A 13100-nucleotide genomic window follows, 5' to 3' on the forward strand; every position below is an offset into this window, starting at 1 on the left:
CAAATGTCCCCGGGAACCCGACGAGGAGGCAGCACGTGAGTCCGAAGGGTGACGCCGGCAAGGCATCCAGCCCGGCAGGCGCTGGTGTCCCGCCGAGCGCCCAGGGCTTACTGTTCACGGAAGACCTCCCCGTCCTCGACGAAGACGCCGGATATCGCGGTCCCACCGCCTGCAAAGCCGCAGGCATCACCTACCGGCAGCTCGACTACTGGGCACGTACCGGGCTCGTCGAACCCGCTGTCCGCGGGGCTTCGGGTTCGGGCACGCACCGCCTCTACGGATTCCGCGACATCCTCGTCCTCAAGGTGGTCAAGCGCCTGCTGGACACCGGGGTGTCCCTCCAGCAGATCCGCACCGCCGTGGAGCACCTCCGTGAGCGGGGCGTCGAGGACCTCGCCCAGATCACGCTCATGAGCGACGGCGCGAGCGTCTACGAGTGCACGTCCGCCGACGAGGTCATCGACCTCGTGCAGGGCGGACAGGGCGTCTTCGGGATCGCGGTCGGCCGGGTGTGGCGTGAGGTCGAAGGAAGCCTCGCGGCCCTTCCGAGCGAGCACGCTCCCGACCAGGAGTACCCCGGCGACGAACTCAGCAAGCGCCGGGCGACGCGCAAGATCAGCTGACAGCCGGCTGAGGTCCCCGCCCTGACGGCATCGCCCGCCCTGACACGGCGCGGCTCGGGAGCAGGAAGCTCCGCACCCCCTGATCGGGGCGTTCGTCCCCCTGAAAGATCGGTCCGGTCAGCGCTTCGGGCTGCGGCTCCGCATCCTGCCGGAATCGACGACGCTCTTCAGGAGGTCGTCGAAGTAGCCCGATGCCTGGCGCGCCGACTCACCCGGCCAGTGGTGGACCGAGTGGGCGGCCCCCTGGATCTGCTGCCAGTTCGCCTGCTCGGGGATCGTGGGGCTCAGCAGCAGGCCACCGAACATCTGCCGCATCTCGCGGAGCCGGAACGTGTGCTCGTCCGAGGTGGAGCGCACCCGGTTCGCGACGATGCCCGCGGTCTTGAGGTCGGGTGCGAACTCGCGGCGGAAGAGCTCGAGGGCCCGCATGGTGCGCTCGGTCCCCGCGACGGAGAACAGGCCCGGCTCTGCCACGAGCAGGACCTTGTTGCTGGCGGTCCACGCGATGCGCGTCAGTCCGTTGAGGGACGGCGGGCAGTCGATCAGCACCAGGCTGTAGCCCTCGACGCGGGACAGGAGCGTCGCCAGCCGGCGCTGGTCACGGCGCCCGAGATCCGGACGGTCGTAGATCCCGGAATAGGCGGATCCCATGGCGACGTCGAGCGTGGACGTGCGCGCTCTCGAATGCCGGGCGGCAGTCGCCACCCAGCCGCTCGGGACCGTGTTGCCGGCCAGGTCGCCGCGCCGCGCATTCTTCAGCAGACGCCCGATGTCGGTCTGGTCCGACGGCTTCACGCCGAGGGCCGTGGTCGCATCCGCGTGCGGATCGAGGTCGACGACGAGCGTCGGGATGCCGGCTGCAAGTGCGGCCGAGGCCAACCCCGTGGTGACCGACGTCTTGCCCACGCCGCCCTTGAGGCTGCTGATGCTCACTACCTGCACGTTCGAACCCACACCTATCCGGAACCGCCATGGAGGAAGGCGGCTCGCTCTTGATCCCCGTCCATCATAGGGTGGCCCCGCCCGACGCCCGGAACGGCAGGGATGCCCATCACCGGGACGACGACGCCCCGTGCGTTTCGTGCCGTGTCAGGGGCCCTCGACGTGGCGGACGTGCCGGGTAGGATCAGTCCAGCGTGAGGAACCCGACCGGCAAGGATGCAGGAGCACGATGTTCTCGAAGATTCTGGTGGCTAATCGTGGCGAGATCGCCATTCGTGCATTTCGGGCCGGTCATGAGGTGGGCGCGAAGACGGTGGCTGTGTTCCCCCACGAGGACCGGAACTCGATCCACCGGCAGAAGGCCGACGAGGCGTATCTGATCGGTGAGGAGGGCCACCCGGTGCGGGCGTACCTGGACATCGAGGAGATCATCCGGGTCGCGGTCGAGGCTGGCTGTGACGCGATCTACCCGGGCTACGGGTTCCTGTCGGAGAATCCGGGGTTGGCCCGGGCTGCGGCGGACACGGGGATCACGTTCGTGGGTCCGCCGGCGGATGTGCTGGAGCTCGCTGGGAACAAGGTCAAGGCGTTGGACGCGGCCCGGGCGGCGGGCATCCCGGTGCTCGCGTCCTCGCGGCCGAGCGCCGATGTGGACGAGCTGATCGCCGCGGCGGACGAGATCGGGTTCCCGGTGTTCGCGAAGGCCGTGGCCGGTGGCGGTGGGCGCGGGATGCGGCGGGTGGATACCCGCGAGGCGTTGCCGGAGGCCCTGGAGGCGGCGATGCGTGAGGCCCAGTCCGCGTTCGGGGATCCGACGATGTTCCTGGAGCAGGCGGTGCTGCGGCCCCGGCACATCGAGGTGCAGATCCTCGCCGACGCCGAGGGCAACGTCATGCACCTGTTCGAGCGGGACTGCTCGCTGCAGCGCCGGCACCAGAAGGTCATCGAGATCGCCCCGGCGCCGAACCTGGACGAGGGGATCCGGCAGGCCCTGCACCGGGACGCGGTGAAGTTCGCGACCGCGCTGGGCTATGTGAACGCGGGCACGGTGGAGTTCCTCGTGGACACGGTCGGGGAGCGGGCCGGCCAGCACGTGTTCATCGAGATGAACCCGCGCATCCAGGTCGAGCACACGGTCACCGAGGAGGTCACCGACGTGGACCTCGTGCAGTCGCAGTTGCGGATCGCGGCCGGGGAGACCCTGGCGGATCTGGGCCTGTCGCAGGAGACGGTGAGCCTGCGCGGCGCCGCCCTGCAAAGCCGCATCACGACGGAGGACCCGGCGAACGGGTTCCGGCCCGATGTGGGACGGATCTCCGCGTACCGGTCCGCCGGCGGAGCCGGGGTGCGCCTGGACGGTGGGACGGTGTATGCGGGGGCGGAGATCAGCCCGCACTTCGACTCGATGCTGGTGAAGCTCACCTGCCGGGGTCGGGACTACCCGGCTGCCGTCACGAGGGCGAGGCGTGCGTTGGCGGAGTTCCGGGTCCGCGGTGTCTCCACGAACATCTCCTTCCTGCAGGCGGTCCTGGACGACCCGGACTTCATCGCCGGGAACGTCGCCACCTCCTTCATCGACGAGCGTCCCGAGCTGCTCACCGCCCGCATCCCGGCCGACCGGGGCACGAAGCTGCTCACCTGGCTCGCGGACGTGACCGTGAACCAGCCCAACGGGGCACGGCCCGCGCACCTCGACCCGCGGGAGAAACTCCCCGAACTGCCCGCATCGACCGCCCTGGCCCAGGGTGAGCCCGAGGACCGGCAGGACGCGCAGGCTCCGATGGGGAGCCGGCAGCGCCTGCTGGAGCTCGGGCCGGAGGGCTTCGCGCGGGCGTTGCGGGAGCAGACGGCTGTGGCGGTGACGGACACGACGTTCCGGGACGCGCACCAGTCGCTGCTGGCCACGCGGGTGCGGACCCGTGACCTGGTCGCCGCGGGTGCGTCGGTGTCGGCGCTGACCCCGGGATTGCTGTCGGTGGAGGCGTGGGGCGGGGCGACCTATGACGTGGCGCTCCGGTTCCTGGGGGAGGACCCGTGGGAGCGCCTGGACGCGCTGCGCCGCCAGATCCCGGACATCTGCCTGCAGATGCTGCTGCGCGGCCGGAACACCGTCGGCTACACCCCCTATCCGGAAGCCGTCACCACGGCCTTCGTGCAGGAAGCGGCCGCGTCGGGTATCGACATCTTCAGGATCTTCGACGCCCTGAACGACGTGTCCCAGATGGAACCGGCCATCCGCGCGGTCCGGGACACCGGGACCGCGGTCGCCGAGGTCGCCCTGTGCTACACGGCCGACATGCTCGACCCCGCCGAGACGCTCTACACCCTGGACTACTACCTCGACCTCGCCCAGCGGATCGTGGACGCCGGGGCGCACATCCTGGCGATCAAAGACATGGCCGGGCTCCTGCGTCCCGCCGCGGCCGCGAAACTGGTGACCGCCCTGCGGGAACGCTTCGAGGTGCCCGTGCACCTGCACACCCACGACACCGCCGGCGGCCAGCTCGCCACCCTCCTGGCCGCGGTCGACGCCGGGGTGGACGCCGTGGACGTGGCCAGCGCACCCCTGGCCGGGACCACCAGCCAGCCCTCCGCCTCGGCCCTGGTCGCGGCCCTGGCCCACACGCCCCGGGACACCGGCCTGGACCTGGATGCCGTGTGCGCGCTGGAACCCTACTGGGAGGCCGTGCGGCGCATGTACGCCCCGTTCGAATCCGGGCTGCCCGGCCCCACCGGTCGGGTCTACCGGCACGAGATCCCCGGCGGGCAGCTCTCCAACCTCAAGCAGCAGGCCATCGCCCTGGGCCTGGGGGAGCGCTTCGAGGCGATCGAGGACATGTACACGGCGGCGGACAGGATCCTGGGCCGCCTGGTGAAAGTCACCCCGTCCTCCAAGGTCGTCGGGGACCTCGCACTGGCCCTGGTCGGCTCCAACGCCGACCCCGCCGCGTTCCAGGACAACCCACAGGCCTACGATATCCCCGATTCGGTCATCGGATTCCTCAACGGAGACCTCGGCAACCCGCCCGGCGGCTGGCCCGAACCCTTCCGGAGCAAAGCCCTGAAGGGACGCGAACTCAAACCACGCGACGCGGACATCACCGCCGAGGACCGGGAGAACCTCGACGGGACGCCCGCCGAGCGCCGGCAGGCCCTGAACCGCCTGCTCTTCGCCGGACCCACCAAGGACTTCACCGCCACGAGGGACACATACGGCGACGTGTCCGTGCTCGGCACCGCGGACTACCTCTACGGGCTGCAACCGGGCACCGAGCACGTCATCGAACTCGACAAGGGCGTCCGGCTCATCGCGACCCTCGAAGCCGTGTCCGAGCCGGACGAGAAGGGCATGCGCACCGTCATGTGCACCCTCAACGGGCAGATGCGACCCGTGGCCATCCGGGACAAGAACGCCACCAGTGACGTGAAGACCGCCGAGAAAGCCGACCCCGGCACCCCCGGCCACATCCCTGCACCCTTCGCCGGGTCCGTCACCATCACCCTCACCGAAGGAACCGCCGTCACCGCCGGAGACACCGTCGCCACCATCGAAGCCATGAAGATGGAAGCCAACATCACCACCCCCATCACCGGCACCATCCAGCGCACCACGTTCACCGGCACCCGACCCGCCCAGGGAGGAGACCTCCTCCTCACCATCACCCCCGCCTGACGCCACGGGTCGGATCGAGGGGGAGGAGCCGGCAGGCTCGGGGAATGCGGTGGGGGGGGGGGGCAGCTCCGGCCTGCTGTCATCCCGGGCGCGGCTAGACTGCGTCGTGTGACCCACTACGACCTCGCCGTCATCGGCTCCGGCTCCGGCAACACGCTCATCTCGCCGGAATGGGCTGACCGGAAGGTCGTCCTCGTCGACGGCGGTACCTTCGGCGGCACGTGCCTCAACGTGGGATGCATCCCCACGAAGATGTACGTCTATCCGGCCCAGCTGGCCGCGGCGGCCGGGGAGTCCTCGCGCCTCGGCGTGGACCTCACCCTCGACCGCGTGCGCTGGAGCGACATCCGGGAGAGGATCTTCACCCGGATCGACGCCATCTCCTCGGGCGGGAGGGCCTACCGCGCCGACGAACTCGAGAACGTGACGCTCATCGAGGAGTACGTGCGGCTGACCGGGGAGACGTCGTTCGAGACGGCGTCGGGTGATCTGGTCACCGCCGACCAGGTGGTCATCGCCGCGGGCTCCCGCGCCGTCCTGCCCGAGATCCCGGGCATCTCCCTGCCGCAGGTGCACACGTCGGATACCGTGATGCGCCTCCAGGACCGGCCACGGCGCCTGCTGATCGTGGGCGGCGGGTACATCGCAGCGGAGTTCGCCCACGTCTTCGGCTCCTTCGGGACCGACGTGACCATCGCGGTCCGTTCCGGGGGCATGCTGCGGCAGCTCGACGAGACCGTCTCCGAGGCCTTCACCGAGCACGCGGCGCGGCAGTGGGACCTCCGGCTCGACACCGATGTCACCGGGATCACCGCCAACGACGACGGCAGCGTGACCGCACGCCTCAGCGGGCCCGCCGGTGCGGTGCACCTCGAGGTCGATGCCGTCCTCATGGCCGTGGGTCGCACTCCCAACACGGACAGGCTCGGCGCGTCGGACGCCGGCTTGGACCTGCACGACGACGGGCGCCTCGCGGTCGATGAGTACCAGCGGGTGCTGCGCGACGGGCGGCCGGTCGAGGGGTTGTGGTCCCTAGGTGACGTGAGCAGCGCCCACCAGCTCAAGCACGTGGCGAACCACGAGGCGAAGATCGTCGCGCACAACCTGCTGCACCCGGAGGCCCTGCGGGCGAGCGACCACCGGTTCGTGCCGGCCGCGGTGTTCTCCCACCCGCAGGCGGCCTCGGTCGGCATGACAGAGGAGGAGGCGCTCCTCCATGCCGAGGCGTCGGGCACCACGATCGTGACCGCCGTGCAGCACTACGGGTCGACGGCGTACGGGTGGGCCATGGAGGACACCCAAGGGTTCGCGAAGATCATCGCCGAGCGGTCGACAGGACGGATCTTGGGTGCGCACATCCTCGGCCACGAGGCGTCCATGATCATCCAGCCCCTGATCCAGGCGATGTCCTTCGGCCTCGATGCCCGCTCGATGGCGCGCGGACAGTACTGGATCCATCCCGCGCTCACCGAGGTGGTCGAGAACGCGCTCCTGAACCTCGCGCTCGACTGAGGCGATGGTCCCTCCACAGGGTCTGCGGAGGGACCATCGCCTAGACCTTGGCGGTCGAGTAGATCGACTCGACGACGTCCGAGTAGTCCTGGAGGACCTGGGCGCGCTTGATCTTGAGGGACGGGGTCAGGTGCCCGGTCGTCTCCGTGAAGTCGGTCGGCACGATCCGGAACACCTTGATCGCTTCGGCCCGCGACACCGTCGTGTTGGCCGTGTCCACGAGCTCCTGGATCTCGGCGAGCACCGTCGGATGTTCCGAGGCCTCCGCCATGGTGGTGCCGGCGGGGAGCTGGTGCCGCTCGAGCCAGCCCGGCAGCGCTTCCTCGTCGAGGGTGATGAGCGCCGAGATGAAGGGACGCTGGTCGCCGATCACGACGCACTGCGAGACCAGGGCGTTCGCGCGGATGGCGTCCTCCAGCATCGCGGGGATGACGTTCTTCCCGCTGGCCGTCACGATGATCTCCTTCTTGCGGCCCGTGATGCGCAGGAAACCGTCGTCGTCCAGTTCGCCGATGTCGCCGGTACGGAACCAGCCGTCGACGAAGGCCTCGTCGGTGAGCTCCGGGCGGTTGAAGTAGCCCTTCATGACGCAGACACCCTGGGTGAGGATCTCGCCGTCGTCCGCGATCCGCACGGCATTGCCCGGAAGGGGTGCTCCGACGGTGCCGATCTTGATGCGCCTGGGGGTGTTCACGGTGATGGGCGCCGTGGTCTCCGTCAGGCCGTAGCCCTCGAGCACCATCAGCCCGATGCCGTGGAAGAAGTGGCCGAGCCGGTCACCGAGCGGAGCGCCGCCGGAGACCGCGTGCTGCACGCGGCCACCCATCGCGGTGCGGATCTTTCCGTAGAGCAGCCGGTCGAAGACGGCATGCTTGACCTTCAGGCCCAGTGGGATCCTGCCCGCCTGCTCGGCCTTCGACCAGGCGATGGCGACGTCCGCGCCGGCGTGGAAGATCCTGCCCTTGCCGCCGTCCTCGGCCTTCAGCATCGAGTTGTTGTAGACCTTCTCGAAGACGCGCGGCACGGCCAGGATGAAGGTCGGCTTGTAGCTCTGGAGGTCCGGGAGCAGGTTCTTGACGTCGGGGGTGTGGGCCACGGTGGCTCCCGCCGCGACGCAGAGTACCGAGATGAAGCGCGCGAAGACGTGCGCCAGGGGAAGGAACATGATGGTCTGGCCGCCCTCGCGCGCCACTTCGGGCAGTGCTGCCGCGGCGTTCTCCGAGAGTTCAACGAAGTTGCCGTGCGTCAGTTCGCAGCCCTTCGGCTTCCCCGTGGTGCCGGAGGTGTAGATGATGGTCGCGACGTCGTCGAGCCCTGCATAGGCACGGCGGTCGGACAGCGTCTGCTCGTCCGTGCCGACACCGGCGGTGCGCAGGGTGTCCAGTCCGTCGCCGTCGAACTGCCAGACGTGCTGCAGGGACGCGATCCCCTCGAGCGCCACCGCCTCGCGCACCACGTTCTCGTGGCGTGCGGACTCCACGAAGGCCCCGACCGCGCCGGAGTCGCTGAGGATCCAGGCGACCTGCGCGGGGGAGGAGGTCTCGTAGACCGGGACGGAGACGGCGCCGGCGAACCAGATGGCGAAGTCCGCCAGCGACCACTCGTACCGGGTGCGGGCCATGATGGCCACACGGTCACCGGGCTGCACGCCCGAGGCGATGAGGCCCTTCGCGACGTCCTCCACCTGGCGGCGGAACTCCGTGGCTCGGATGTCCGTCCACTCGCCCGAGGCCCCCTTGACGGCGAACAGCGCCGGGTTCGACGGCTTGGCCGCCTGCCGGATCACGAGGTCCGCCGTGTTGCTCTGGCGGGGGACGTCCACGAGGACGGGAACGCTGATGTCACGCACGATAGCTCCTTCGATATCACCTTGACCGCGGGGTCGCTTCAGCCTATAGGTTCACCTCCCCAGATTACGGTCCAGTAATGTACGAATCGATAACGGTGGCGTGTCCGCGCGCCCCCACGACTCCGGAGGGACCGCATGCCGATTCTGCCCGAGACGTCCGGCCCCCGCGGCCGGCGCCCGCGCACCGAGTCCGGTCCCGGCTGGCGTGGCAACGGTCCGCTGACCGCGAGGGCCGCCCGGAGCACCTTCCCCAATCCGGCGCGTCGCGGACTCGCGGTCGGCGTCGACATCGGCGGCACGAAGGTGGCCGCGGGCGTGGTGGACGTCCACGGGCGGATCCTCGCCGAGGCGCGTCGCGCGACGCCGGGCCAGGACCCGCGTGCGGTGGAGTCGGTCATCACCGACCTCGTCCGTGAACTGTCACACGAGTACCGGATCCGCTCGATCGGCATCGGTGCCGCCGGCTGGATGGACCTCTCCAACAGCACCGTCCTGTTCAGTCCCCACCTCGCCTGGCGCAACGAGCCGCTGCGCCGGAACCTCGAGAAGCTGCTCCGGCGCCGGGTGACGGTCGTCAACGACGCCGACGCCGCAGCTTGGGCCGAGTGGCGTTTCGGTGCGGGCCGGGGTGAGTCGCGTCTGGTCTGCGTCACCCTGGGCACCGGTATCGGAGGGGCGATGATCCTGGGCGGCCGTGTCGAGCGCGGCCGGTACGGCGTCGCTGGTGAGTTCGGGCACCAGATCATCGTGCCGCAGGGTCACCGCTGCGAGTGCGGCAACCGTGGGTGCTGGGAGCAGTACGCGTCCGGCAACGCGCTGGGCCGCGAGGCCCGGGAACTCGCGGCCGCGAACTCCCCCGTGGCGCAGGCCATCATCGCCGCCGCTACCGGTGACGATGCGGCGATCACGGGCGCGCTCGTGACCCGCCTCGCGATGGAGGGTGACCCGGCGTCGCGTGAACTGGTCGACGACGTCGGGCAGTGGCTGGGCCTGGGGCTGGCGAACCTCGCGGCAGCCCTGGATCCGGGGACCTTCGTGATCGGCGGTGGTCTGAGCGCGGCGGGTGAACTCCTGCTGGACCCGGCGAGGCGCGCCTTCGGACGCAATCTGACCGGTCGCGGCTTCCGGCCCGCGGCCCGGATCGAGCGGGCGGCGCTCGGTCCGGAGGCCGGCCTCATCGGCGCCGCGGACCTCTCACGGCTGCTCTCGCGCAGCGGCACCTGAACCGCGACGGCGCTACACCTCGGCGCCGTCGTCCCCCAGATCCCGGTGGGTGGGCAGCCTGCTGATGAGGTATCCCGCCCCGGCGAGGAACAGGGCCAGGACGCCGAGCGTGGCGGCGAGCGGTGCGTCCCGCCAGAACATGGCGAACAGGAGGAGCATGACGGGCCCGCCCGCCGCCCCGATCCAGGCCAGGACGGTCAGTGGATCGCCCGTGCCGAGCGGCGGCGGCTCCTCCGGGGTGAAGCCCTCGTCGTCCTCCGAGTCCGCCGGCGCGTCGTAGTCGCGCGGACCCTCGGAGCGGAGCGGCTGGTTGCGGAAGATCGCGTCGGCACGCTCCCTCGCCGTCGGAGCGGTCCCGGACTCGCCCAGGTCGGTCAGGCCGTCCGCCCCGGGCCCGTTCCGCTCCGCATCCGTCGTTCCGGCGGGCGACGCGCCGGAGCGGTGCTCCCCGCCGGGGCCGGCGTCCGTGGCTGTCCCTTCGAGCCGCGCCACGAGGTCCTGCCAGACGGCGTCATCGGTGGATTCGTTCGGTTCCTGACCTCGGGGGCCCATATCTCGGTACCTGCTGTCGCGTGCTGCGGCCCGGCGTCGGATGTGATCCGCCCGGCGTTCTGGGATTCAGAGGGCGTGCTGGTTCAATCGTGGACATCGCGCGGCGCTACGTCAACCGCCTGCCGGCGTTCCGGAGTCCTTGCGGGCACCGGGTGCACCGCACGGCAGGACGGCGGCGAACCCCTCCGGGCCGGACAGGACAGGACGCGGCGGGGAGGCCCGCACGTCGTCCAGGGGCCGCACGCCCTTAGAGTAGGCTTCCACAGGAGAAAAGCGGGCGGCACGCACAGTGCCGGACCGTCCATGCAGGGAGGACGAGCAGCGTGTTCTATTGGGTGATGAAGCGGATCATCGTCGGTCCGATCCTCAACCTCCTCTTCCGCCCCTGGGTCAAGGGCCTCGACAACATCCCCTCGTCGGGCCCGGCGGTGATCGTCAGCAACCACCTGTCCTTCTCCGACTCGATCTTCCTGCCGATCGTCGTCCCGCGCCCGGTCGTGTTCCTCGCCAAGTCGGAGTACTTCACGGGGAAGGGCCTGAAGGGCAGGCTGACCGCCCTCTTCTTCCGGCTGTCGAACCAGCTGCCGATGGACCGTTCGGGCGGTGCGGCGTCGTCGTCCTCCCTGACGGCCGGCATGGACATCCTGAACGACGGCGGCATCCTCGGGATCTACCCCGAGGGCACCCGCAGCCCTGACGGACGCCTGTACCGGGGGAAGACGGGAGTTGCGAAGCTGGTCCTGGCGACCGGCGTACCGGTGATCCCGGTGGCGATGATCGGGACGGACAAGGTGCAGCCCATCGGCCGCCGCATCCCCAACATCCGGCGCGTGGGCATCATCATCGGCGAGCCGCTCGACTTCACGCGCTACGAGGGACTCGAGGACGACCGCTTCGTCCAGCGCTCGGTCACCGACGAGATCATGTACGAGCTGATGCGGCTGTCCGGGCAGGAGTACGTCGACGCCTACGCGAGCACGGTCAAGGAGCGCCTGGCAGCGGAGAAGGCCGCCGGCCGCAAGACGCCCAAGCCGGGAGCGGACAGCCGTCGTGCCGCCGTGCGGATCTCCCAGGACGCGAGCGGACCGGCGCCGGGAACCGTCACCGAGGTCGGCCGCGCACCGTCCGCCGACGCGGCCGCCCGGGCCGACGACGGAAAGGACGCCGGCCCCGAGGCCCGCTAGGGCGACTCCGTCCCGTCCCGCCCGGACTGTGTGACATCCCGCGAAGCCGCCGTGACAGGCCGAATCGGGTGCTGGACGTCCAGCCCGTAGAATTTCCCTGTGACTGATTCACTAGCTCCCGTCCTTCCCCGCACCGCGGCACCTGCCCTGTCCACCACCGCCGGCCTCGATGCCTGGCGTTCGTTGACCGCGGCCCAGCAGCCCTCGTGGCAGGACCCCGGAGTCTATTCGGCGTCGGTCAAGGAACTCTCGAGCCTTCCGCCGCTCGTCTTCGCCGGAGAGGTGGACGTGCTGCGTGAGCGGCTGGCGGCCGCGGCGCAGGGGAAGGCATTCCTCCTGCAGGGCGGAGACTGTGCGGAGACCTTCGACGGCGCGACGGCGGACAAGATCAGCGCACGCGTCCGCACGATCCTCCAGATGGCCGTCGTCCTCACCTACGGCGCGTCCCTGCCGGTCATCAAGATGGGCCGGATGGCAGGCCAGTTCGCCAAGCCCCGCTCGTCCAACGACGAGACGCGCGACGGCGTCACCCTTCCCGCCTACCGGGGCGACATGGTCAACGGGTACGACTTCACGCCCGAGACCCGCGGGCACGACGCCTCGCGGATGGTGAAGGCCTACCACACCTCGGCCTCCACACTGAACCTCATCCGTGCGTTCACGCAGGGCGGCTTCGCCGATCTGCGTCTGGTCCACCACTGGAACAAGGGCTTCACCGCGAACCCTGCCCACTCCCGCTACGAGTCGCTCGCACGGGAGATCGACCGGGCCGTGCGTTTCATGGACGCGTGCGGTGCGGACTTCGAGGCACTGAAGCGGGTCGAGTTCTTCGCCAGCCACGAAGCGCTGCTGCTCGACTACGAGCGGGCCCTGACGCGGATCGACTCGCGGACGTCGCTGCCGTACGACACGTCGGCGCACTTCCTGTGGATCGGGGAGCGGACACGGGAGATCGACGGCGCCCACGTGGACTTCCTGTCCCGCGTGCGGAACCCGATCGGCGTCAAGCTCGGGCCCTCGACATCGGGCGACGACGCCCTCGCGCTCATCGACAAGCTCGACCCGAACCGCGAACCGGGCAGGCTCACCTTCATCACCCGCATGGGTGCGCAGAACATCCGCGAGAAGCTCCCCGCGCTTGTGGAGCGCGTGACGGCCTCGGGAGCGCAGGTCCTCTGGGTCACGGACCCGATGCACGGCAACACCGTCACGTCGCCCAACGGGTACAAGACGCGCAACTTCGACGACGTCATCGACGAGGTGCGTGGCTTCTTCGAGGTCCACAACGCCCTGGGGACCTTCCCCGGCGGCCTCCACGTGGAGATGACGGGCGACGACGTCGCCGAGTGCCTCGGCGGGGCGGACCCGATCGATCAGGATGCGTTCATCGAGCGCTACGAGTCGGTCTGCGACCCGCGCCTCAACCACATGCAGTCGCTCGAGATGGCGTTCCTCGTCGCGGGGGCGCTCTCCAAGAGCTGACCGCGCGTCGACGGGGAACCAGGAGGCGGCCACGTCCGGTGGTCGCCTCCTTCGTGTTC

The 13100-nt window shown here is 70.0% G+C and carries 10 protein-coding genes; 6 read left to right on the forward strand and 4 right to left on the reverse strand.

From position 1 onward, the window contains the following. The first annotated feature begins 35 nt into the window (after nucleotides 1-35). Nucleotides 36-623: a MerR family transcriptional regulator gene (locus ACX80U_RS05190; RefSeq protein WP_133081640.1), complete on the forward strand. Its 588-nt coding sequence runs from the start codon at nucleotides 36-38 to the stop codon at nucleotides 621-623. Nucleotides 624-740: 117 nt separating this feature from the next. Here the strand turns inward: ACX80U_RS05190 and ACX80U_RS05195 are convergent, their stop codons facing one another. Next, nucleotides 741-1565 carry a ParA family protein gene (locus ACX80U_RS05195; RefSeq protein ID WP_208740900.1) on the reverse strand — a complete coding sequence of 275 codons (825 nt, stop codon included), beginning with the start codon at nucleotides 1563-1565 and terminating at the stop codon, nucleotides 741-743. A 229-nt stretch (nucleotides 1566-1794) separates the two neighbouring features. Here ACX80U_RS05195 and ACX80U_RS05200 point away from each other — a divergent pair, with 229 nt between their 5' ends. Together ACX80U_RS05200 and ACX80U_RS05205 are read left to right on the forward strand one after the other, a co-directional pair. Then, complete coding sequence (locus ACX80U_RS05200; protein WP_459267657.1) at nucleotides 1795-5238, forward strand: pyruvate carboxylase; 3444 nt, start codon at nucleotides 1795-1797, stop codon at nucleotides 5236-5238. A gap of 108 nt (nucleotides 5239-5346) precedes the next feature. After that, nucleotides 5347-6750 (forward strand): mycothione reductase, encoded by a 1404-nt coding sequence (locus tag ACX80U_RS05205; protein ID WP_459267658.1) that lies wholly within the window; start codon nucleotides 5347-5349, stop codon nucleotides 6748-6750. Between the two features lie 40 nt (nucleotides 6751-6790). Here the strand turns inward: ACX80U_RS05205 and ACX80U_RS05210 are convergent, their stop codons facing one another. Then, a complete protein-coding gene (locus ACX80U_RS05210; protein WP_459267659.1) occupies nucleotides 6791-8599 on the reverse strand; it encodes an AMP-dependent synthetase/ligase in 1809 nt (602 codons plus the stop codon). A gap of 135 nt (nucleotides 8600-8734) precedes the next feature. On the opposite strand from ACX80U_RS05210, the gene ACX80U_RS05215 reads away from it, so the two are divergent. Next, nucleotides 8735-9823: an ROK family glucokinase gene (locus tag ACX80U_RS05215; RefSeq protein ID WP_133081645.1), complete on the forward strand. Its 1089-nt coding sequence runs from the start codon at nucleotides 8735-8737 to the stop codon at nucleotides 9821-9823. Nucleotides 9824-9835: 12 nt separating this feature from the next. Here ACX80U_RS05215 and ACX80U_RS05220 read toward each other — a convergent pair whose 3' ends face one another. Beyond that, nucleotides 9836-10375: a hypothetical protein gene (locus ACX80U_RS05220; RefSeq protein WP_133081646.1), complete on the reverse strand. Its 540-nt coding sequence runs from the start codon at nucleotides 10373-10375 to the stop codon at nucleotides 9836-9838. Between the two features lie 111 nt (nucleotides 10376-10486). Beyond that, nucleotides 10487-10618 (reverse strand): hypothetical protein, encoded by a 132-nt coding sequence (locus ACX80U_RS05225; protein WP_459267660.1) that lies wholly within the window; start codon nucleotides 10616-10618, stop codon nucleotides 10487-10489. A gap of 80 nt (nucleotides 10619-10698) precedes the next feature. Here ACX80U_RS05225 and ACX80U_RS05230 point away from each other — a divergent pair, with 80 nt between their 5' ends. Continuing rightward, a complete protein-coding gene (locus ACX80U_RS05230; protein WP_459267661.1) occupies nucleotides 10699-11559 on the forward strand; it encodes a lysophospholipid acyltransferase family protein in 861 nt (286 codons plus the stop codon). Nucleotides 11560-11658: 99 nt separating this feature from the next. Beyond that, nucleotides 11659-13041: a class II 3-deoxy-7-phosphoheptulonate synthase gene (locus ACX80U_RS05235; protein WP_133081648.1), complete on the forward strand. Its 1383-nt coding sequence runs from the start codon at nucleotides 11659-11661 to the stop codon at nucleotides 13039-13041. Nucleotides 13042-13100 lie beyond the last annotated feature (59 nt).

The sequence above is a fragment of the Arthrobacter sp. TmT3-37 genome, from assembly GCF_054510835.1.

Bases quoted from the DNA above. Each gene is read 5' to 3' on its own strand.
- ACX80U_RS05220 (WP_133081646.1), bottom strand. From the start codon at position 10,375: ATGGGCCCCCGAGGTCAGGAACCGAACGAATCCACCGATGACGCCGTC.
- ACX80U_RS05200 (WP_459267657.1), top strand. From the start codon at position 1,795: ATGTTCTCGAAGATTCTGGTGGCTAATCGTGGCGAGATCGCCATTCGT.
- ACX80U_RS05215 (WP_133081645.1), top strand. From the start codon at position 8,735: ATGCCGATTCTGCCCGAGACGTCCGGCCCCCGCGGCCGGCGCCCGCGC.